Here is a 20,832-nt window from a genome sequence, read left to right on the forward strand (position 1 = left end):
TGATGTCTTGCGCAAACGCTTCAAGTGATTTGCCGTTACATAAAATATTTTCAGCAGCCTTACGTACGTTTTTGTTTTCCTGCTTAAGTAAGCGACGTAATTTACCATCTTGCTCATTTGCCGCTGCGGCGCAGATTTTTGACGATAGGCTATTATCTGATGGTGTTACTTTAGCGGCTGCGTTGAAAGATAAAATGCTTGCTGCTGCGATAGTTGCTGTAATTAGTTTATTCATTTCTCATTCCTCATGGCGGTGAAGTTAAATCGTTTTGTTGGGTTCTATATTACGAATTTTTAAAAGGTTGAGTTCGGCAAGATGATTAGCGGTAATGTTTGGGGATTGATGGTAAATATTGATGATAAAGGTGTGAAAATTGCTTTTTTTAATAAAAATGTTAATTTTTTGATGTTTATTTGAGCAAACAAACTTTTTGCTATTTACAGTTTAAGGTTGGCTGAGTATTATTTTGCGCATGGAGAGATGGCTGAGTGGTTGAAAGCACCGGTCTTGAAAACCGGCATAGGTTAATAGCCTATCTAGGGTTCAAATCCCTATCTCTCCGCCATTTTAAATGTATTTGCGCTGGAGAGGTGGCCGAGTGGCCGAAGGCGCTCCCCTGCTAAGGGAGTATAGGGTTTGTAGCCCTATCGAGGGTTCGAATCCCTCCTTCTCCGCCATGTATAAAGCAAAAAACCCTGCAACTTGTTGCGGGGTTTTTTGCTTTATGGCTTGTGAAGCGAGGCTTTGGTTCGAACCCTTAGTTCGATACTCTTACCTACGAGAAAGGTCAGGAACACTTTTGACCATACGCAGTGTGCCCGTAGGGCAAAATATAGGGATGTATTTTGTAATCCCGACTACCTTCCATTGCACAAAACAAATTAAAACCTCATATAAATAGTTTGCGGGGTTTTTTGCTTTATGGTGTGTGAAGTGAGGCTTTGGTTCGAACCCTTAGCTCGAAGCGATTATCCCAATTCAATCAGTTGTGATTTACTTACTAATAATCCATTGCGATCGCCATAAATCCAATCGCCATTATGAATAGTGACGTCTAGAAAGCTGACGGCTCTTACTTGTTCGCCTAAACCTCGTTTTTGTGTTTTTCGTGGTACGCAGCCTCTAGCCATAATTGCTAAAGACATGTGTTCTAAAATTTCAACATCACGCACACAGCCGTTTACAATAATGCCTTGCCAATTATTTTCGATGGCGAACTTGGCAAGATTATCGCCTAAAAAAGCGAATTGTTGAGCGTTATTGGCGTCGACGACTAATACCTTACCGTCACCGTTGCTTTTGAGTAACTCACCTACCTTGGAGTTATCATTTGGACATTGGATGGTGATTGCTTGGCCTGCGAACGTAGAAACATTACCAAAGTGAAGTAACCCTGCGCTAGCCACTTGAAGTTGGTCAGAATATTCGTCGTATAGGTCGGGAGTGGTGAAGTGTGTCATAAGCAGTGCCATTTATTTTGTTGTAAATAAATTAAAGCACTGCTTGGCATGTGTAAAAAATTTATCTCGTCAATAACTGACATTTCTAGCTGAAATAACTCATTATCTAGAGATTTTGACAGCTGTGCCGTAAGCGAGGATCTCCGACATGCCTGCGGCAACTGCGCTTGTGGTAAAGCGTACATTAATCACGGCGTCTGCACCTAAGCGCTGGGCTTCTTCTGTCATTCGTGCTTGAGCGACTGATCGGGCATCGGTCATCATTTCCGTGTAGCCTCTAATCTCGCCACCAACGATAGTTTTAAGACTTGCCATAATGTCACGGCCTACGTGTTTAGAGCGTACAACATTACCTGTTACTAAGCCTAGAGATTGCGTAATTTGATAGTTAGCGACTTGTTCGGTATTGGTAATAATCATTTTCTTACTCCTGTTTTGCTTGTGGCTAGAGTAAGGGGAATACGGAATTAAGAAAGAGGAAGAATGATAAAAGGGTAACAAACAGGATAAAAGGAAAGTGAGCTCGACTTATACCGATTGGTATAGGGTCGAGCTCGAAACTAATTAACCTTCGTTTACTAGGTTATGTAGTTCATCTAAAGAAGCTGCAATTTTAACGCCTGGTACGTTTGTACCAACAGTAGCTTCAAAAGAACCTTCAACCGCTGAGCGGAATGAAGTGAAAGAGATGCGATATACACCACGAACAAGAGCTTTTGTTGGGTTGTTGATATCTGAAGTTTGACGAAGTAGAGAGTTGTAGCTCTGACCACCTGGATTCTGAGGTAGTTCGCTGCTGTCGTCATTGTAAGTCAGAGTTTGTAGTGACTTACCGCCGTTTTTGATTTTCGCTGGGTCGATGATATCCATGCGATCTAACACAATGTAAGTATCGAAATATGTTTTAGAATCATTTTCGAAGTTATTTGTGTAGTTTACGTTTACGAAGTCGCTATCAGAAGGTGTTGATGTTGCTGGTGAAACCATAGATACACCAATTTCATCTACTGCCGCTGGTACCCAAGCGTATAGGTAGTAAGCGTCTTTGTTTTTGTATTTACCTTCTGGTTTTACAGATGCGTCAACATAACCAAAGTAGTTCGTGTAGTTAGCATATGGTAGACGTGCTTCAACACCCGCAACACCTTGTGTTACAGAGCTTTTAAGAGCAGGACCAGTACCAGACATACATGCAGTTAGAGCTAGAGCTGAAGAAGCAGCAAGAAGTGCTTTTTTTAACATTGAAATTTCCTTTTCATTCCGTGTTATAAAATCGCGGGCTATGATACAGGGCTGCGGTGTTTTTTCAATCTATTTAAGTAATTAATAGATGAAAAAATTTAAACTGTTTGGTTTTGGTAGGTTCTTGGGCTGCAGCCAAATGTTTTTTTAAATCGGCGGCTAAAGTAGCTTAATTCGCTAAATCCGTAGTCATAGCATACCTGAGTAACCGCAGTTCCTTGTTTAAGTTTTGCCGCAGCCGCTGTTAGCTTTTGTTCAACAATAAAGGATTGTGGTGTGCAGCCTAATTGGCGCTTAAATTCTAAAAATAACTTACTGCGTCCCATACCTGCACTTTTACATAGCATTTCAATTGAGATTGGTTTAGTTAAATTTTGTTTTATAAAGCTAATGGCCGATTGCAATCCGTTATGGCCAATTTTGTGATTGCAATGCTGCAACACTAATTCGCGCGAGCGATCTTGCAGCATGCGTACGAGCAACTCACTAATACCAAGGTCGATCAGCACTTCTCGGTCTTGCTGGTTTTCGCTAAAGGTGTCAACTAATCGTTGATAAAGCTGTTGAGTAAACGGGTTATTGCTCAACTGCAGAGTGGCGCTTTGCTCATTGTAATAGGCTTGCTCTAGGCGCATTCTCTCTGCTACTTCCTGCACTTTTTTACTGTCAACTTCAATGGTTAGGCATGATGTTGGGGCGTTTAAATGTGCCTCAGGAAAATCAATTTCAACGTGTTCACCTCCGGCAATTATAAAGCTTTGTCCCGGTAAAAATTCTTGTCCTCGTTGCAGGCTGTGATGATGCATTACTTTTTTACCGGTATGCATAGCGCAAAACATTAACTGTTCAGCATGAAATGGAATGCGCTCACAAGCTTGATAGGTATCGTAAACGCATAGTTGTACATGGTCGCTATTAAAAGCAGCTCGATTATCAATTAAGGTGCTAACTTTACTGCGTTTTTCCTGTAACAACATACCTGTTCCTCCAAACTTGTAGAGATTCATAATGGCTAAATTGTGCACTCTCAGTCAAGTTATTTGGATGCAGAGTCAAGCAACAATTATTTTGAAGTACTAATCTGAGGGAGCACATATTCAAGTTGAAGAAAGCTTCTAATAACAACACACATAAAGGAAACAAAATGATTTACGCAAATCCAGGGCATGCAGATGCCAAAGTACAGTTTAATGAGCAGTATGAAAACTATATTGGTGGTGAGTGGGTTGCTCCTGTTGACGGCAAGTATTTCGACAATACAACACCGGTAACAGGAGAAGTCATTTGTCGTATAGCTCGCTCTAACGGTAAAGATATTGAATTAGCCCTCGACGCAGCGCATAAGGCAAAAGATGCATGGGCACAAACATCGGTAACAGAACGTAGTAACTTGCTATTAAAAATAGCCGACCGTATTGAGCAGAATCTTGAAATGTTGGCGGTTGCAGAAACATGGGATAATGGTAAAGCAGTACGCGAAACACTTGCAGCTGACCTACCATTGTGTGTTGATCACTTCCGCTATTATGCTGGCTGTATTCGCGCACAGGAAGGCTCAATTGGTGAAATAGACAATGGTACGGTAGCGTATCACTTTCATGAGCCTTTAGGCGTTGTTGGTCAAATTATCCCATGGAACTTTCCATTATTAATGGCCGCTTGGAAATTAGCGCCAGCACTTGTGGCAGGTAATTGCGTTATCTTAAAACCAGCGGAGCAAACTCCTGTATCAATTCTTAAGCTGATGGAAGTCATCGGTGATTTACTACCAGCAGGTGTATTGAATGTGGTTAATGGTTTTGGCGCGGAAGCAGGCCAAGCACTTGCAACCAGTACACGTATTGCAAAAATTGCGTTTACGGGATCGACGCCAGTTGGTGCGCATATTTTAAAATGCGCCGCAGAAAATATCATTCCATCCACCGTTGAACTTGGCGGTAAGTCACCGAATATATACTTTTCAGACATTATGCAGCAAGATGAAGAATATATTAGCAAGTGTGTTGAAGGGGCTGTGTTGGCGTTTTTCAACCAAGGTGAAGTGTGTACGTGTCCATCTCGTCTCTTGGTGCAGGAAGATATTTATGATGAGTTTATTGCGCGTGTTATTGATCGCACTAAACAAATTAAGCGCGGTAATCCGCTTGATACAGATACTATGGTTGGTGCGCAAGCATCGCAAGAACAGTTTGATAAAATACTTAGTTACCTAGCGATTGGTAAGGACGAGGGCGCAGAACTCTTAACGGGTGGTGGTGTCGAGCAAGTATCTGAAGAGTTAGGTGGCGGATATTATATTCAACCAACCTTGTTTAAAGGTAACAACCAAATGCGTATTTTCCGTGATGAGATTTTTGGTCCTGTTGTCAGTGTTGCAACTTTTAAAGACGAAGCTGAGGCGCTAGCAATTGCTAACGACACTGAGTTTGGTTTAGGTGCAGGACTTTGGACTAAAAATATGAACCTTGCGTATCGTATGGGACGTGGAATTGAAGCAGGACGTGTTTGGACTAACTGTTATCATCATTACCCCGCGCATGCGGCATTTGGTGGTTACAAAAAATCAGGTGTAGGTCGTGAAACTCATAAAATGATGCTTGAACACTATCAAAATACTAAAAACTTGTTGGTAAGCTATAGCGATAGTCCTTTAGGTTTCTTTTAACCCACTTTAATTATTCCTAAGCAATTAAGGCTCTCATTTGAGAGCCTTTTTATTTTATTAGCCAAAGAGAATTAAGTATCGCTGTTAATATTTTGTAAATACATGTTCTTTATACAGTTGTTAGTTGTAAGAAAATATTTTAGTGGTTGTTTTGTTTGCCTAGTTACAGTAAAACAGAACGTAAATTAACCAAATCAACGGACTGTACATGCTATTTTTTAATATAAAAAACCAAGCATTTGAACACCCGCAATATATTCAATGTAGTCAATGTCACCAAGTCGCGGTTACAGCACATACACAATTAAAGTTTGTTCGTTTTGGCTTAATTCCCTTATTTCCATTTGCGTTAGATCGCGCTTCGTATTGCGCCAATTGTAGCGCTAAAAATGAGCCTAAAAATAGTCAATATTCGAAAGTGCAGATATTTCACGTATTAACCAAATTTATTGGTACGGTATTAATCATATTGATGTTGAACTGGCTTTGGCTGCAGCATACTCAGGCTCGCAATATTGAAATAAACATCGTTAACCAACCGCAGATAAATGACTTCTTTTTTATTGATTACAGTAAGTTTTTAAAAGAGGAATATTATCAAAAGCGAGTTGTCGCGGCTAAAGTGGTTGCAACTGAAAATGATACTGTCACCTTAAAACTAAGTCGCTATAACTACAGTCGTGAGCGCGACCTTAAACTATCGGCGCGCAGTGACAATTTTGTGCAAAAGGGCTACTTTTTTAGTGACAGTCAGACTTTTAGCCAGCAACAAATAAAAGATTTTTACGACGATAACACCATCTATGCAGCTTACCGACCTAAAGATTTAAAACTGTTCGGTGGTTTTGTTGTAATGCCGAGCAATCCAAAGCCTTTATATGCAGGCTTTAAATTGAATAAAGCAAATCAAGAGGGCATTGCCGCCTATCAGGAAAAGGATTTTTTGACAGCATTTGAATATTTTAGTGAAGCCGCAGAGCAAGGCGATAGTTGGGGACAGTATAATCTAGCGAAAATGTATTTAGCCGGTGAAGGAACAGATAAAAACAGGGTACAAGCTGGGCACTGGTTAACGTTGTCGGCTAAGCAAGGACATAGCAAAGCGCAGCAGCTGTGTGATGAGCAAGATTTGTGTCAATAATCGAGTAGATTAGCTAGCGCGCTCTAAATCTTCAATACACGCTTTACACAAATCGAGATAGCTGTGGATATTGTTTTTTGTCCAAAGCTGTCTGATCTGTGTGTCTTGTTGCAAAATAAAGCTATTAAACTCTTCAAAAGCAACAGGGGTGTAATTGGCTACATAATGTTTGAAGGCTTGTTGCACCGATTTATGGCCTAATGCTGAATCGCTAATCACACTTTCAGATGCTTCGACAAGTAATCCACTAAAGCGTAACAGTTCAACTTTAGGTGAGCCTAAACGCTGTACTTTAATAAAGCGTTCGCGCAGTAGTTTTTGTTCTTCTTTCGCCAGCTCAATAACGATTTCACTTAGGTATTTTGTTTCGCGGTTAGCCCCATCAAGTGAACTGGATAGCTGCCTTGCTTGGCGCTTAAAGTTCTCACCCCGCACATAGAGAAAAATCATGGCGAATACTGCAAGGGCAATGCTACCCATAATGGTAATATTCATGGCTGTCCTAAACGCGTTTTATTGTTGTTATACCAATTTTACTTATTATGCGATTGTTCATAAAATCAGTGCAATTAATATATAAACTAGTCTTTAATATCTGATTTCTCAAGAATTATATCATCAATAACAGACCAGCGACGCACGTAGGGTTTACTGCCTTTACCTAAAATCCAATAGTCGTAAACTTCTTGCACTCTGCCACTAGCACGGCGAATATCGAGCCACGAGTTAAGGTAATTTGCCAAGTCATCGTGACGTTTAGCAACCGCAAATCCGGTCGGGTATTTCGCTTTTGAACCCTCGGGAACGACAACGCCAAAGTCAGGATAAAACATGGTCCACGCAAAGCCTGCTTCAGCACTAATTAACAAGGCATCGTACTTATCTGGGTTGGCAAAAAAATCACGATAGCTAGCAATATTAGTGAGCGTATAATGTTTGTTGCGTTCAAATTCTTTACCGAGTAACGCTTGGTATTCTATGGTGGCAAAGTTGAGGGATTCATGAGCTTGCAGGGCTTCTAAGGTTTGAAACTCTTTAATACGATGGTCAAGGGTCACTAAGGCAAGCTTGAGCTCAAGCACCGGATCGGTAAATAAGACCTTTTCGATATCATCTAGGTTAATTTCCAGCCCCGACATGGCAATATCAAAGTACCCTTTATTGAGGTATTCCACCAGTTGTGGCTTTTTAAATGGAATAAACTCCACCTGTACGCCCAAGTCTTCGGCAAGTTTATGTGCCAAGCTAATATCAAAGCCAACGAGCTCATTGTTGTGATTAAAATAGCTAAATGGTACGTTGTCAGCAATGTAACCAACGCGCAGTAAATTACGCTTTTTAATTACACTGATATTGGTAAGCGATAACTTGCCATCTTCATACGCCTTTGGCACATGATTTAGTACATGCTCAGGCACTTTGTCACTTACCACCATGTTGGCAATAATATCATCCGCGGCATGTGAGCTTTTTAAGAGTTGTGAGTTAACTGTGTAGGCCGCGAGCATGCAGGCAGGTAATAACCCTCCAATTAATGAGAAATATAAAATGCTTTTTGCACGCTTATAACTCAGTTGCTTGCGCACATAGAAAATACTTAAAAAAGTGACAGCTACGATATAAACCACAGTAGTTGGAGATACAAATTTGGCGCTGATCACCGACATTGCCAAATACAGCTGATAGGTATCAGCTGGCACGCGCACGGTTTCCAGCATGTATGGAATTGCGATATGTACATTGGCAAAGTAGCTGAACAATGCACTGATGGTAATATTTGGTACATCAGCAAGAGCTGCTTCGTGGCCTGTAAGCCATGCCGCAAATAATACAAAAATGAGCGTGGTTAGCTTACCTAAGCTCGGGAACGTAAAGGCAATTGGCACTAGCACTTCTGCAATGTGATCTGAATTGGCATCGGCAATATTGTTTTTATGCATATAGCTTTTAATGCCTTCAGTGATCACGGGTAAGGTAATAAATACATTACCTGTGGTAAATGCAGCGATTAACGCATTGCGTGCAACATCAATTAGCTCATGATATTTCACTGGTGTCAGCGCCGCGACCAGCATAGGTAGCAAAACAAACATCAGAAACAGGCCAAGTAAAATTACCAACACAAGATACACTTGCAACGTACTAAGCTGGTCAACACTCATAGTGCCTGCTGAACTTGCGGTAATAGCAAAAATACCAATCGGAAAAATCTTAACGATTTTCTTTGAAATAACAGAAAGCCCTTCACCAACAACATCTAATATATTGAGTAAACTGCTTTTACGCACATTGCCCATTAACGCCATGCCCAAAGCAATACAAAAAATTACTAACGCGGGCACATTGCCTTCAGCCATTGATGCAAAAGGGTTAGATGGGATATAACGAGCTACAAAATCGATTTCTTGCTTGGCGGAAATTAGCGCGGTAGAAAAGAAGGTCCCAGCATCGTGCTTAGGTAATGTAAAAGCAAAACACCAAATAACAAATAGGCCAATCCCCCATAACGATAGCATGACGGTTGCCGCTTTAAGCAAAATAGAGCGTACTTGATCGGGTTCGAACTTACCAAGACCAACAACCAGCGAAACCACAATATATGGGAAAATTGTGATTTGCATTAGCTTAATAAAGCCATTGCCAACTGGCTGTAAAAACGCCAACCGTTCACCAAAAATAAGACCGAAAATGACACCGCCAATCAGTGCCCACAGCATGAGGTTTTTAGTCGCAAAAAAGTCGATAAGTTTCTTCATTGATCCACAAATAAGTAAGGGCTTAGGGTCATTTGACCCTTGTAAGCCCTGTATTTAATCATAAATTGGCGGTTGTTTGTAACGCCAAGGTAATCATTTCAGCAAAGGAAGTTTGTCTTTCTTCACTACTAAGGTGAGTATCGTGCGTAATATGATCCGAAACCGTTAAAATGGTTAACGCATTTGCACCGAACTCTGCGGCAACACCGTAGAGGCCCGCGGCTTCCATTTCGACACCTAAAATGCCCATTTTATCCATTAGCTCGAACATTTCTGGTTGCGGTGTATAGAATAGGTCAGATGAAAACACATTGCCTACCTTCACTGGTAACTGTGTTTTACTCGCTTGTGCTAAACAAACGTTCAGCAAGTCAAAATCAGCAATTGCGGCAAAGTCGTGGCCTTTAAAGCGCATGCGATTAACTTTTGAGTCAGTACAGGCACCCATGGCAATAACGATGTCTCGTAGTGCTACTTGATTTGATACCGCGCCACAACTGCCTACGCGGATCAGGTTTTTTACACCATACTCTGTGATCAGTTCTTTTGCGTAAATTGAGCAACTTGGGATGCCCATGCCAGAGCCCATAACCGAAATTCGCTTACCTTGAAAATAGCCGGTGTAGCCGAGCATATTACGTACATCGTTGACTAACACAGCATCATCAAGAAAATGCTCGGCAATATATTTGGCACGCAGCGGATCGCCCGGTAGTAAAATGGTGTCGGCAAAGTCATTTTGTTTTGCATTGAGGTGCGGCGTAGCTGCAAATTCAATTTGATCAAATGAGACCATTAATAGTCTCCTTGTGTTGAATCTGTTGCGGTATTGATTTGCAATACGGTTTTTACATCACCTAATAAGCCTGATGCGCCAAAACGGAAGTTTGCAGGGTTAACCCAATCAAGATCAAAAATACTGGCGGCAAGTTCAATGTATTGTTTGGCATCTGTCACTGTGCGTACACCGCCAGCGGCTTTAAAGCCAACTTGTTTGCCACTTGCTTTAATTGTTTCTAACATGATTTTTGCCGCATTTAATGTGGCATTTACGGGCACTTTACCTGTACTTGTTTTAATAAAATCGGCGCCTGCATCAATTGCAATGCGTGATGCACTCGCAATAAGCTCGTCGCTTTTTAGTTCGCCAGATTCAATGATCACTTTTAATAAAACAGTGTCGCCACAGGCTACTTTGCATTGTTTTACAAGTTCAAATCCAAGCGTTTCGTCGCCGTCAATAAGTGCGCGGTAAGGAAATACAACATCCACTTCATCGGCACCTAAGCTTACAGCTTGCTTGGTCTCTGACACGGCTTTATCAATGTTTTTGTCGCCATGTGGAAAGTTGGTTACAGTTGCAATTTTTACATCTGAATTGAGCTGTTTGTTAGCAAATTCGATGTATTGCGGGTAAATGCAAATGGCTGCAGTATGGCCAGCGCTATTGTTTGCTTGCTGGCAAAGGGCACGGATTTCGTCATCGCTTTCCGAGCCAGTTAAGCTGGTTAAGTCTATGCACTGTAGGGTAATTTTTGCCGCGGCTGTTAAATCTAAGTGGGTGTTTAAGGTCATACTTTTCTCCAAATATAATACCAATTCTGTAAAGTATGTAATCAGGGGTAGCGCTGGATAAATGAAATGGTAACAGGGCGGAATTTTTCTTATGCAGTTGTTCTACATCGATAAATTCTAACGCAGTTAGCATGATATTTAGTCCGCTAGGATGATCAGCTACTTAAGTGAATAGGTATAAAAGTAATCCCAGAACAATTGAGGAGGGAGAGTTACACTCTCGATCAATAAGCTCACTCATATGCTCTAAGAACATGAGTGGACTTGGTTCCTTGAAGACTTATGGTTGTAACGATCTCCTGATCTTAGCACCATAATTTAAATCCGTTTATACCAAGCGCTATTGTCAGCTATTTTGTTGCTAACAGCTAGCGCTAATTAAGTGTTAAATGATCTAGTTCATCTTTTTATGCGTTGCGAAGTTGCTTCTTCGCTTTACTAAACAAAAGTGTAGCAGCCACTACAATTGTACCGGCGACAAAACCAATAATGGCATTAAACAATGTAGGTAATAAAAAGCTTAGGTCGGTATTAAGTAACTGATTGATTGCTAAAGTGAGATCATCTACAAGATGGTGTAAAAAGTCACTGCCATGAACAAGAATACCGCCACCAACTAAAAACATTGCAAGCGTGCCGACAATTGCCAGTAATTTCATTAAATACGGGGCGAAAGAAAGCAGCCCGCGGCCAATGGTCTGTTGCCAAACATGAGGTTGTTCTATTAATAGCAGTCCTGCGTCGTCAATTTTCACAATTAACGCTACTAAGCCATACACACCTATGGTCATAAGTATTGCGATAACGCTCAATACCGATAGCTGTGAGGTAAAACTTTCGTTTGCAACTGTGCCTAATGAAATAACAATAATTTCGGCAGAGAGAATAAAATCGGTGCGAATTGCGCCTTTGATTTTTTGTTGCTCGTAATGTTTGTCGTGAATATCTATCTGCTGCTCTTTTTGCTCGGCATGTTTACCATGAAGCCAAGGAGCAAGTACTTTTTCACAGCCTTCATAACACAAAAATAAGCCGCCAAGCATTAATAGTGGCGTTATTAAAAACGGTGCAAAAGCTGAGATAAGTAACGCTAATGGCACTAATATTAACTTATTTACAAAGGAACCTTTGGCGACCGCCCACACAACGGGTAACTCGCGATCGGCTTTTACGCCAGAAACTTGTTGTGCATTTAAGGCAAGGTCGTCACCTAATACACCTGCGGTTTTTTTTGCTGCTACCTTGCTCATTACCGCAATATCGTCGAGCAAAGTCGCGATATCATCTATGAGGGTGAGTAAGCTTGCTCCTGCCATTTTTTATTCCTTCAATTATAATTCACGCAGAGTTAATCCAACTTCTGTTAAATATATTGGTATAACTTTTTTACAACTATAGTGTTTTTCTCTGTAAAAGGAATCAAGATGTTAAGACATGTTTTTTTGCTTTTGAGCCTAGTGATGCTCTGTGCATGTAATTCAGTTGGGTCTGTGTCAAAGAGTGAAAGTGCACAAACGGAAACATCAACAAAGGCTGTTACCATGATGTTTGAGTGCGAAAATGATTTGAGCTTTGTCTCACGATTAGAAGGGCAAACTTTATGGGCGTTTTTGCCTCAGCAAACGCTTGCACTTGAGCCAACCAGAACGGCATCGGGTGCGAAATACCAAAAAGCAGCGGATTACGTTTGGTTAAAGGGTGACAATGCGATGGTGAATTACCAGCAAACACTTTATAAAAACTGTGTTAACAACCGCCAAGAAGCTATTTGGCAAGACGCAAAGTTTCGTGGTGTTAGCTTTCGCGCAGTTGGCAATGAGCCGGGTTGGTTAATTGAAATAACACCAAATGTTCACGTTAAATATTTTACTAACTACGGCCAGTTTGAGACTGTCCTACCTTATCAAAAGCCAATAGAAAGCAAACACAGCAGCTTGTTTGAACTGACTGAAAATCAAAACACGCTATTATTTGAAATTATTAATAAGCCATGTAGCGACTCTATGTCTGGTCAAAAGTTTGCTTCCAGCGTACGCGGTCAGTTTAACGGCAAAGCGTTCTCAGGTTGCGGTCGAGCGCTGTTTTAAAGTTGACACTGCTCACAGCCATAACGTTTTTCATAACGACGCTCAGCCCAAACATTATAAAAATGATTCACCAGCCAATAAATGCCAGGAATTGAAAAACAATAACTGACCCAGCCAATCGGGTGTGAGCGCCACAGTTTAAAGTTTGCGTTCAACCCGATATGCCATGAGCCTTTTTCGTCTCGCAAGTGCAATAACTTCAGCATATTGGTTCGTTGTTGCCGAGGAAAGTTTTGCGAATGGACATCTTTAAATTCAAACCGCTCGCCAGATAGCTTGCGCCAAAGAGCAATTTCTTTGCTGCAAAGCGGACATTGTGCATCGTAGTAAACAGTATTCTTCATATTTTTAACTCCTTCATTAGTAATACGTAATGGCTTCAAAAAAGTTTGAACGAATATTGCAGTTTTCCCGTATTGCTTAAAAAGTCACCCAACAAGGTAATTGTTATGCGTAAAGATGAGTTTAAAAATCAAATAGAAAGACATTTACTTACCCCAACCATTTTTGGCTATGCTGATGCCAATCATTATTTAGTTGGCGCAGAAGATGAAGACGGAAATTTTTATTCCCTTTCTGATGAGCAAGATAAAATCATGGTTTTTAACTCGATGTTTGAAGCTGAAACGTGTTTAAAGTCGCTAGGGTTTACCAGTGCAAGTCTGCATTTTCAAACAGCGTATGATGAGATGATTGGCAACGACAAAAGCAGCGATACTCGCATTACAATCAGTTTAGGCGAGCAATAAGCTCGTCTCGTTTGCCTAGAGCAAACAGAGTGGTATCGTGGTAAAGCATTTGAAAGTTTGACTCTATGCGATCAGAGTTATCATTGTACCAATCCATTAATATTTCGAGTGGAACGGCATTTCTGAATCGTTTTCCTGTGTTATGCAGGGCGAGTTCAATACCTTGCTGATGACTGTAACAAGCAAACCAGTTTTCGTTAATAATACGCGACGTTTTGGTTTGGTATTTTTCGGGCAAAGTTGCTCCGTACAGAGCAAGCTCAGCTTGCAAAACTTGATAGAAGGAGGTGCACAAAGTTTGATACTTAGTATCTAGCTGTTTTGCCAGTAAATGATCAAATAAAATATCCAGCCCGACACCAGCATAACGACGTATTTCTTTAAACTCACTTTTAAATTGTTGGCACACAGGGTGAGCGTCTGTAAAGCTATCGATGCCACGATGTAAACGTATTCCTACCTCTAACTCTACCGGCAGAAAACTAAGCTGACTACCTTTCACAAAGTCGCCAAGTAAGTTGCCAGTTAAGCTAGTCGATGTTAAGTGAGCCAAGTGTAAATGTGCAAAATAATTCAAATTTTGTTCGATCTTAAAAGCAAAAATAACCGTATACTTGATGTCTGACGATCTTTGTTGCTCCAATGCTCGGTTTGAGCATGTTTTTGTTAAGGCGCTTAATGTATAGCCTAGTAATCTAAACGGACATCAAGCAACAATGACAAAAACGAGCCTTGCGGCAGCTGAAAAAACGAACTCGAAAGGTCATCAGACCCTAATATATTAAAATAACTGGAATCACTTATGAAACGTTTAAAAAATATTATTTTAACCTCTTTGCTCGCGCCATCTCTGTTTGCATTTTCAGTTTCGGCTAACGAGTGTAATGACTTTACTAATCAAGATGTCCGCAAACTACGCTCTAAAGAAAGCATCAATTTATGCCAGTTTAAAGATAAGCCACTATTGATTGTGAATACTGCAAGTAACTGCGGCTTTACACCTCAATTTGAACAACTTGAAGCGCTTCATAAAGAATACAAAGAACAAGGTTTAGTTGTGTTGGGTTTTCCATCTGATAGCTTCTTTCAAGAGGAAAATGATGAGAAAGACACCGCAGAAATGTGTTTTATCAATTACGGTGTGACGTTCAATATGATGGCAACGAGTGATGTAAAAGGCAGTGATGCTAATCCTATATTTAAACATTTAGCGAATAAAACGCGCTCGCCAAGTTGGAACTTTAATAAGTATTTGGTCAGTAAAGACCGTCAAACAATCACGCATTTTGGCTCTCGTGTAAAACCACAAAGTGATGAATTAAAGCAAGCGATAGAAAAAGCGCTTTGATTACGTTTTTAAACAATTGATACTGTGCATATGGTTTTAGTCTGACACTATATTTGGTACAGTCTGAACACGTTGCGCCACATGTTGGCGCAGTGAAAATACCTTTAAACATGTAAAAGGAATTACATGCAGGCCATAAACATTGGGTGTTTGTGATTCCTCAGCAATAAGGATATTCAATGAAGTTAACAGCTCCCTCTTTTCGTTTTCTAGCCTGCAGTACAGCTCTATCTATATTTTTATCTGGCTGTGGCAGCTCTTCCAATGATGATAAATCACCCAATCCCGATCAAGGTAATCGTGTCCCGTCTGTAACCATTAATGGTGACAACAGCGCGCAGGAGGCGAGTATTATTACACTCAATGCAGCGGCTAGCGATAGCGATGGCTCGATCAGCAAATATGCGTGGTCTATTACATCGGGTGAGAACGTTACTTTAAACAATAGTGATCAAGCCTCTGTCGATCTAACGTTGCCAGACGTAGATAGTGATACCCAAATCACCATTAGCGTTACAGTAACCGATAATGATGGCGCCACCGCGCGCGATGAACACACACTTACAATTGTCGATAACGTAAATAACCAAGCGCCGAATGTGGTAATTAATGGGGTTACTGAAGTCGATGAGCAGAGCGAGCTTAATCTTACCGCCACCGCCAGTGATAACGATGGCGAAATTGTCAGTTATTTATGGCAACTAGTTGGCGGTGAAGGGGTCACGTTAAGCGATACCGATAAAGCACAAGTAAAAGTCACCACAACAGATATCGATGAAGATCAGCAAGTTGTTATTGCCGTTATGGTAACCGACGATGATGGCGCAGTTGCGACTGCACAGCATCAGCTGCTAGTAAAAGCAGGTGCGCAAACTCAAGTATTTACTTTGAAAGGCCGCGTTAATAAGGGGGCTAATTCAGCCGTAAATTTAACGGTTGGTGATCAAACATTAACAGCAACAACAAATAGTAATGGTGAATTTAGCTTGCCCGTTGAACTCGATGAAAGCTATGACGCGCATTTGGTTAAGTTATCAGCACCCAGTAATTCGGTATTTTTTCCTGAGTTTAATCTTGTTGCGCAGTTAGTTACTTTAGGCGACCTTAAACAACTTGCTGGCAGCGATAATGTGTTAACGGATGACGAGTATTTTGCGGTTAACGTAAGTAGCTTCTCTACAGCCCTGTTTTATATGTTTGATAGTAAAGATAGTTTAACAACATCTGAACATGTAACGGCTAACTATGAAAATATCAGTTTTGAAATTGTCACATTGCGAGCCACTATGATTGACATGCTGTTAGGAGGAAATTCAGGGTCCGCTTTTGCCTTACCAACAGGTATTACTACGATGGAGCAGTTACTAACAAATGAAAATATTGTGCGAGAATTTGAAACGCGTATGCATGATGTATATGCGCTTGAGGCATCTGAAAGTGCGCAGGCAATTTTTACTACTGATATTGCGAAATTCCCCCAAATAGATAGCACTAAGCAGTTGGTATTTTCGCCGACTATTATTACACGTAGTGTCGGGCGCCACCTAACACTTAACCCAAATGGTACAGGCAGTATTGTTCTGGAGAATGGTAATAGTACAGGGCTTACGTGGCAGATAAATGAACTCGGTAATCTTAAACTTGTTTATAACACTCCGATTACACTAAGGAATGACTTATATGCTGTAGATGGCCGACCAGAAGTGGTTGATGAGCAAATTCTTACCTCTGAATTTTATAATGTGTTTTCGCGAGATAAAACGAAACATGGCATGATGAACGAAGAATTCCGCCGTGTTGATGATAATGGCAATGTGGTAACCGAGTACTATCAGCAATCAGAATTTGGTGGACTAACAGATAAACAAGACGTTGATAAATTAATGGCTGCGGATATTCCAGGTGTCTGGGTGATTGACGATGTATTTACTCCTCCGAATGCCGTTTACTCAGAGCCCGCGATTGCAACGTTAATGGCTGATGGCTCAGCGACAATAGAGGTACCTAGTTCCGACTTTTATAGTGATACAGTGAAATGGCAGCTAAGTAATGGAAACTTAGAGCTGATTTCGGGAAGTGGTGACAGCGAAATACGTTTCACTTATTACATTGTTTACAAAAACAATTTTGGCTATGCATTTGTTGCTGATGTAACAAATGGCAGTCAACAATTTGCCCGTAATGGCATGATGTTTAAGCAGCAAACTAATTCGGGGTTTAATTTAAACGACGTCTATGGCCATTACAAACTTACATATGCTGATAGAGTATCCGTTACGAATGAATTAATTATTTATCAAGATAACATTGCCCGTAACGGTGTTGATATGGACAGTCATATCGCGCGAGTGGACGAAAATGGAGTTCTACACCTAGAAACCTATCTTGATAACGAAACGCTTGAATTATGTCGCTCTACCGATGGTGGTCGTTGTCGATTAAATCGTCAAGAATCTTATCGTTTGTTTGCAGCAAACGATAACTCTTATCATGTTATGCAAACAGTTTCTGGGTTTACTAATACAGGCTCGCGCGCATATGGTGTAAGTACGTTGCTTAAATTAGAGAAGAAAGAAACATTGGGCTATGACAAATTTGAGTATGGTTTGTTGCAAAACTTGTATTTGGTTGAGCATCTCAATAGTGGCTCTGTTAACGAATACCACTTTGATCAAACACAGTTAGGCGAAGACGCCAGCGCATATAACAATGCGTTAAGTATAAATTACGCTAATGGTGATTATGAAGAAACTGCCTACTATCTTGATAATGGTATTGCTTATTTCACGTTAGCGGGTAAATCAATGCAAATGTCGCTTGAGCAGTTTGAGCGAGATACTTTGACTATTTGTTTGCATGAAACGGGCGGCACATGTACCGACGCAGATAAAAAGCAGTTAGATATGCGTTGGGGATTGGCAGAAATGCCGGCACAATAATTAAAAGAGAGAGGCTTAGCTAAGCCTCTCTTTTTACTTTTCTAGTCTGTTGTTACAGGCTATACCATAGACCAATCCAGCCCCGTACCTCATCTTGAATGGTATCGCCTTCAATTTTGGCAATGCCAAAATCAATATTAATATCATTTAATACAGAAGGTGCGACGGCAAAGTCGAATTGGCTATTTAACTTAATTCCGTAGCTAGTGGCAAGTTCGCTATTATTGAGTTCATGCTGCGATACATAAAGCCATGGTGTATTTTGCTTAAACGCAACCCCAGCCCCAAAGCGCTGATAATCATCACTTAATGCGGTATAAAACGGTAGTTCATTAATGAGTGAGCGATCAGCTTGTGCTTCTGGCTTAATTAAACTGGACGCGAAGCCACCAATATTCATTAGCATGTCATCACGTTGTTTTGTTTGGTAATCAACGTAAAGTGGCATATTCCAAGCTTTACCGAATAGCGCTACGTTTGCATCAAAGCCTTGCCAACTGCCATGTGAGCTATCACCACTGTAGATACGTGCAGATGCAGTTTGACCAATCGCAAATGTTTGCCAATCACGTTGCCAAATTTGATTCGCGCCGAGAGCAAGCCATTGGTTATGGCTATCACCAATATCTTTGTAGCCATAAGCAAGATGACTATTCAATTTAAATGCCCCGTTGCGATAAGGGTAACTGGCCTGCAGATAGGCTCCGGTAGCGTCTTCCTCAGCAGCTAAGACATCAGGGTGTTGATATTGATTTGCGGCTTTAAGTTTATAATCAAATGCGTGTGCTAAAAATTGCCATTTATCGAGTTGATATTTCACGTCTAAATAAGCACCGTTTAAAGCATTTTTATTGTCGATTGCGCCACCAAATTGCCAACTCAACTTATTGAGCAGATCTTTACCTTTTACACCCACGTGTAACAGTGCAGTACTGGCACTATTGTATTGCTCAGCAAGTGTAAACGACATTGTTTGATTTGATGGAGAATAATCGCGCTGTGCGCCAGGCGTTTGCTGATAAATCTTAGCTGGCGGTAAGCTTGGCTGCTCTGCTTTATCGGTTGCGGCTTTTGGTGATAATGCGCGCTCTGTTACTTCAGTTACACTTGCATTGTCACTTAATTGGTAAATATCAGGGCCTTCAGAATTAACCGCTAAATACAGTAAACCATGCTGTTTGCTTGGCATTGGGTATTGCATAACTTGCTGCCCAGCGCTTAGCTGCTCTAACTTATCTGATGCAAAGGTATAACGATAAAGATTAGTTTGACCATTTACCCCTGCAACATAGTAAATACTTTCGCCATTTTCGCACCATTTAGGATATGACAAAAATTGGTAGCCCTTTGGCATTGGCACACTTACATCGTTATTTGATGTTAAATCTTTTACCCATAGCGCCCAATTTTGGTTTAGCTCCGTTTTAAGATAAGCCAGCTTGTTATTTTGGTATTGCGGGAAGTCGTACACTGTTTGTAGTGATGGCTGGGTTAAATCGCTCATTTCACCCGACGTTAAATCAATTTTTACCAGCTGTGAGTAGCCATATTCAACACGCTCGGCATAAGCAGTATTGCTGTCAGCTAAGGTAAAGCGGCGTACATTAGCAAACTGAGTAAGTTGTTTGGTCTCACCAGTCTCGCTGTTCCAGCTAAAGAGATCTTGGTGCAGTGTATTCATTTCGTTGTTAGCAACGCTAAATGCACCGTATACAAGGGTACTATTATCACGCCAAACTGGGTTTAAAATACCTTTGCGATTAATAGAGTTAAGGGTTTCTTTTGTTTCTTTTTTAAAGCTGGTGGGTTTGCTATTTGCAATGTCTTTTGCGTCGTCTTCTAGCAGCTCTTTTTGCGCTTCTTCAAACTCTTTAATGGCGTCAGCATTTTCTTCTGTTGCATAAATTGTGAGCTTGGTATTGCCTTCTTTGTCTTTACTAACAATGGCAATTTTGTCTTCATCTGGTGACAGGCTCGGCGCTGTTTGAATGTAACTGAGATCGAACCAGCGTTTCGTTTTAAGTGCGGTTTGATTCGCTTCTTGTGTTAGTGCTTTATGGGTATATTCAGCAACAAAGCGGCGATACAATTTACTTGGCTTTTCAAGAAATACGCCGGTAAATGCACTATCGAAGTCACGTTTTTTAACCGCTTGCATACGTGTCCATACTGCATCTAATTGCTCTTTGCTGTAGTTATGTTCAAGCCATTGTAAAAAACGCACACCAACGAGATACGCCATAGAACCTGCCATATAGCCACCATCCTCTTCGCTTAGCTGGCTATAACTTGGCAAACTTCCTTCTTTAGCAAATTGCGTGATGAGCGATTCAACATAGTTATCGTGTAAACGGCCGCGGCCAGTCATTTGCGATTCAAGCAGTGTTGCATAGCCTTCAGCTGCCCAGCGCGGAGTCGGGTTGTGAGCAATATCATAGGCACTTGAGAAGTTACGTAGCTTTTGGCGCCACTCACTGCGTGTTGGCTGTGCTAAATGCACTAAGTGTACGTATTCATGCAATACGAGTAGTTGCTGCCAGCCCGAACTATTTGAAATAACCGTATCTGACTGCGGTGGTGTGGCAAAAAATGCCATCATAGGGTCAACACTGCTTGGAATAGCAAAACCGTTTGACTGGTTATAAGGGTCGAAAACAATTACATCAACTTGTTTTTCTAATACACGATTTTGCTGCTCTTTTACTTTTTCGCGAACAACCTCGAGCTCGTTGGCAGCTGATGTAGCCCAGCTTTGGTAAGCTTTCGGGAAATGAACTTTAAAGTTTTCAGTTTCAATGGTTTGCCAGTTATCGTTGGCTGAGGTTGCAAAGCTTGCGGCAACCATCAATGAGAGTAGCGACTTTTTCAT

General features: G+C 41.0%; 19 protein-coding genes and 2 tRNA genes. 8 read left to right on the plus strand and 13 right to left on the minus strand.

Translation table 11 applies throughout. The features are described from left to right. A partial coding sequence (locus ACHSBP_RS14980; protein WP_395389429.1) for a DUF3718 domain-containing protein occupies positions 1–235 on the minus strand: 235 nt, incomplete at its 3' end. Between the two features lie 240 nt (positions 236–475). Here ACHSBP_RS14980 and ACHSBP_RS14985 point away from each other — a divergent pair. Both ACHSBP_RS14985 and ACHSBP_RS14990 read left to right on the plus strand, forming a co-directional pair. Beyond that, positions 476–566 (plus strand) — tRNA-Ser (locus ACHSBP_RS14985). A 19-nt stretch (positions 567–585) separates the two neighbouring features. Then, positions 586–678 (plus strand) — tRNA-Ser (locus tag ACHSBP_RS14990). A gap of 291 nt (positions 679–969) precedes the next feature. On the opposite strand, the gene rraA is transcribed toward ACHSBP_RS14990, so the two are convergent. The 4 genes from rraA to ACHSBP_RS15010 all read right to left on the minus strand — a co-directional run bounded on the left by rraA (position 970) and on the right by ACHSBP_RS15010 (position 3,680). Further along, positions 970–1,461, minus strand: a complete 492-nt coding sequence (gene rraA, locus ACHSBP_RS14995) for a ribonuclease E activity regulator RraA (RefSeq protein WP_395389432.1) — start codon at positions 1,459–1,461, stop codon at positions 970–972. Positions 1,462–1,563: 102 nt separating this feature from the next. Then, on the minus strand, positions 1,564–1,881 hold the full coding sequence (locus ACHSBP_RS15000) for a YbjQ family protein (RefSeq protein WP_010561391.1): 318 nt from the start codon (positions 1,879–1,881) through the stop codon (positions 1,564–1,566). 144 nt (positions 1,882–2,025) lie between these two features. After that, on the minus strand, positions 2,026–2,703 hold the full coding sequence (locus ACHSBP_RS15005; RefSeq protein ID WP_395389434.1) for a LipL32 family surface lipoprotein: 678 nt from the start codon (positions 2,701–2,703) through the stop codon (positions 2,026–2,028). Positions 2,704–2,801: 98 nt separating this feature from the next. Further along, the gene (locus ACHSBP_RS15010; protein ID WP_336435843.1) at positions 2,802–3,680 is read right to left on the minus strand and encodes a helix-turn-helix domain-containing protein; all 879 of its coding nucleotides are present in this window, start codon (positions 3,678–3,680) and stop codon (positions 2,802–2,804) included. A 167-nt stretch (positions 3,681–3,847) separates the two neighbouring features. On the opposite strand from ACHSBP_RS15010, the gene ACHSBP_RS15015 reads away from it, so the two are divergent. Together ACHSBP_RS15015 and ACHSBP_RS15020 are read left to right on the plus strand one after the other, a co-directional pair. Continuing rightward, positions 3,848–5,368 (plus strand): aldehyde dehydrogenase family protein, encoded by a 1,521-nt coding sequence (locus ACHSBP_RS15015; RefSeq protein ID WP_395389436.1) that lies wholly within the window; start codon positions 3,848–3,850, stop codon positions 5,366–5,368. Positions 5,369–5,576: 208 nt separating this feature from the next. Beyond that, positions 5,577–6,509: a tetratricopeptide repeat protein gene (locus tag ACHSBP_RS15020; protein WP_395389438.1), complete on the plus strand. Its 933-nt coding sequence runs from the start codon at positions 5,577–5,579 to the stop codon at positions 6,507–6,509. Between the two features lie 9 nt (positions 6,510–6,518). Here the strand turns inward: ACHSBP_RS15020 and ACHSBP_RS15025 are convergent, their stop codons facing one another. The 5 genes from ACHSBP_RS15025 to ACHSBP_RS15045 form a co-directional block, all read right to left on the minus strand. Beyond that, the gene (locus tag ACHSBP_RS15025; RefSeq protein ID WP_395389440.1) at positions 6,519–7,004 is read right to left on the minus strand and encodes a hypothetical protein; all 486 of its coding nucleotides are present in this window, start codon (positions 7,002–7,004) and stop codon (positions 6,519–6,521) included. Positions 7,005–7,090: 86 nt separating this feature from the next. Further along, entirely contained in the window at positions 7,091–9,265 is a 2,175-nt protein-coding gene (locus ACHSBP_RS15030) for a cation:dicarboxylate symporter family transporter (protein WP_395389442.1), read from the minus strand. 58 nt (positions 9,266–9,323) lie between these two features. After that, the gene (deoD, locus tag ACHSBP_RS15035; RefSeq protein WP_395389444.1) at positions 9,324–10,061 is read right to left on the minus strand and encodes a purine-nucleoside phosphorylase; all 738 of its coding nucleotides are present in this window, start codon (positions 10,059–10,061) and stop codon (positions 9,324–9,326) included. After that, a complete protein-coding gene (deoC, locus tag ACHSBP_RS15040; RefSeq protein ID WP_395389446.1) occupies positions 10,061–10,840 on the minus strand; it encodes a deoxyribose-phosphate aldolase in 780 nt (259 codons plus the stop codon). Before deoC ends, deoD begins: the two co-directional genes overlap by 1 nt. A 407-nt stretch (positions 10,841–11,247) precedes the next feature. Continuing rightward, positions 11,248–12,156 carry a DUF808 domain-containing protein gene (locus ACHSBP_RS15045; protein WP_395389448.1) on the minus strand — a complete coding sequence of 303 codons (909 nt, stop codon included), beginning with the start codon at positions 12,154–12,156 and terminating at the stop codon, positions 11,248–11,250. A gap of 108 nt (positions 12,157–12,264) precedes the next feature. Between ACHSBP_RS15045 and ACHSBP_RS15050 the strand changes: the two genes are divergently transcribed. Next, on the plus strand, positions 12,265–12,927 hold the full coding sequence (locus tag ACHSBP_RS15050) for a COG3650 family protein (protein ID WP_395389450.1): 663 nt from the start codon (positions 12,265–12,267) through the stop codon (positions 12,925–12,927). Here ACHSBP_RS15050 and ACHSBP_RS15055 read toward each other — a convergent pair. Next, the gene (locus ACHSBP_RS15055) at positions 12,924–13,271 is read right to left on the minus strand and encodes a thiol-disulfide oxidoreductase DCC family protein (protein WP_395389452.1); all 348 of its coding nucleotides are present in this window, start codon (positions 13,269–13,271) and stop codon (positions 12,924–12,926) included. The two genes, ACHSBP_RS15050 and ACHSBP_RS15055, sit on opposite strands and share 4 nt — an antisense overlap. Before the next feature lie 105 nt (positions 13,272–13,376). On the opposite strand from ACHSBP_RS15055, the gene ACHSBP_RS15060 reads away from it, so the two are divergent. Beyond that, complete coding sequence (locus ACHSBP_RS15060; protein WP_100914406.1) at positions 13,377–13,676, plus strand: DUF6482 family protein; 300 nt, start codon at positions 13,377–13,379, stop codon at positions 13,674–13,676. Here the strand turns inward: ACHSBP_RS15060 and ACHSBP_RS15065 are convergent. Beyond that, positions 13,657–14,229: an ACP phosphodiesterase gene (locus tag ACHSBP_RS15065; protein WP_395389456.1), complete on the minus strand. Its 573-nt coding sequence runs from the start codon at positions 14,227–14,229 to the stop codon at positions 13,657–13,659. The genes ACHSBP_RS15060 and ACHSBP_RS15065 overlap by 20 nt on opposite strands. Positions 14,230–14,478: 249 nt before the next feature. Here ACHSBP_RS15065 and ACHSBP_RS15070 point away from each other — a divergent pair, with 249 nt between their 5' ends. Continuing rightward, positions 14,479–15,024, plus strand: coding sequence for a glutathione peroxidase (locus tag ACHSBP_RS15070; RefSeq protein WP_010561405.1), 546 nt, complete (start codon positions 14,479–14,481; stop codon positions 15,022–15,024). 179 nt (positions 15,025–15,203) lie between these two features. Then, on the plus strand, positions 15,204–17,963 hold the full coding sequence (locus tag ACHSBP_RS15075) for a PKD domain-containing protein (RefSeq protein ID WP_395389458.1): 2,760 nt from the start codon (positions 15,204–15,206) through the stop codon (positions 17,961–17,963). A 52-nt stretch (positions 17,964–18,015) separates the two neighbouring features. Here ACHSBP_RS15075 and ACHSBP_RS15080 read toward each other — a convergent pair whose 3' ends face one another. Next, positions 18,016–20,832: a TolB family protein gene (locus ACHSBP_RS15080; protein WP_395389460.1), complete on the minus strand. Its 2,817-nt coding sequence runs from the start codon at positions 20,830–20,832 to the stop codon at positions 18,016–18,018.

The sequence above is a fragment of the Pseudoalteromonas sp. XMcav1-K genome, from assembly GCF_044005875.1.
Lineage (GTDB): Bacteria > Pseudomonadota > Gammaproteobacteria > Enterobacterales > Alteromonadaceae > Pseudoalteromonas > Pseudoalteromonas spongiae.

Excerpts from the sequence above, each read along its gene's own strand:
- ACHSBP_RS15080 (WP_395389460.1), bottom strand. The coding sequence starts at position 20,832 with ATGAAAAAGTCGCTACTCTCATTGATGGTTGCCGCAAGCTTTGCAACC.
- ACHSBP_RS15050 (WP_395389450.1), top strand. The coding sequence starts at position 12,265 with ATGTTAAGACATGTTTTTTTGCTTTTGAGCCTAGTGATGCTCTGTGCA.
- ACHSBP_RS15060 (WP_100914406.1), top strand. The coding sequence starts at position 13,377 with ATGCGTAAAGATGAGTTTAAAAATCAAATAGAAAGACATTTACTTACC.
- ACHSBP_RS15070 (WP_010561405.1), top strand. The coding sequence starts at position 14,479 with ATGAAACGTTTAAAAAATATTATTTTAACCTCTTTGCTCGCGCCATCT.
- ACHSBP_RS15025 (WP_395389440.1), bottom strand. The coding sequence starts at position 7,004 with ATGAATATTACCATTATGGGTAGCATTGCCCTTGCAGTATTCGCCATG.
- deoD (WP_395389444.1), bottom strand. The coding sequence starts at position 10,061 with ATGGTCTCATTTGATCAAATTGAATTTGCAGCTACGCCGCACCTCAAT.
- deoC (WP_395389446.1), bottom strand. The coding sequence starts at position 10,840 with ATGACCTTAAACACCCACTTAGATTTAACAGCCGCGGCAAAAATTACC.
- ACHSBP_RS15075 (WP_395389458.1), top strand. The coding sequence starts at position 15,204 with ATGAAGTTAACAGCTCCCTCTTTTCGTTTTCTAGCCTGCAGTACAGCT.
- ACHSBP_RS15045 (WP_395389448.1), bottom strand. The coding sequence starts at position 12,156 with ATGGCAGGAGCAAGCTTACTCACCCTCATAGATGATATCGCGACTTTG.
- ACHSBP_RS15055 (WP_395389452.1), bottom strand. The coding sequence starts at position 13,271 with ATGAAGAATACTGTTTACTACGATGCACAATGTCCGCTTTGCAGCAAA.
- rraA (WP_395389432.1), bottom strand. The coding sequence starts at position 1,461 with ATGACACACTTCACCACTCCCGACCTATACGACGAATATTCTGACCAA.
- ACHSBP_RS15000 (WP_010561391.1), bottom strand. The coding sequence starts at position 1,881 with ATGATTATTACCAATACCGAACAAGTCGCTAACTATCAAATTACGCAA.
- ACHSBP_RS15005 (WP_395389434.1), bottom strand. The coding sequence starts at position 2,703 with ATGTTAAAAAAAGCACTTCTTGCTGCTTCTTCAGCTCTAGCTCTAACT.
- ACHSBP_RS15020 (WP_395389438.1), top strand. The coding sequence starts at position 5,577 with ATGCTATTTTTTAATATAAAAAACCAAGCATTTGAACACCCGCAATAT.
- ACHSBP_RS15030 (WP_395389442.1), bottom strand. The coding sequence starts at position 9,265 with ATGAAGAAACTTATCGACTTTTTTGCGACTAAAAACCTCATGCTGTGG.
- ACHSBP_RS15010 (WP_336435843.1), bottom strand. The coding sequence starts at position 3,680 with ATGTTGTTACAGGAAAAACGCAGTAAAGTTAGCACCTTAATTGATAAT.
- ACHSBP_RS15015 (WP_395389436.1), top strand. The coding sequence starts at position 3,848 with ATGATTTACGCAAATCCAGGGCATGCAGATGCCAAAGTACAGTTTAAT.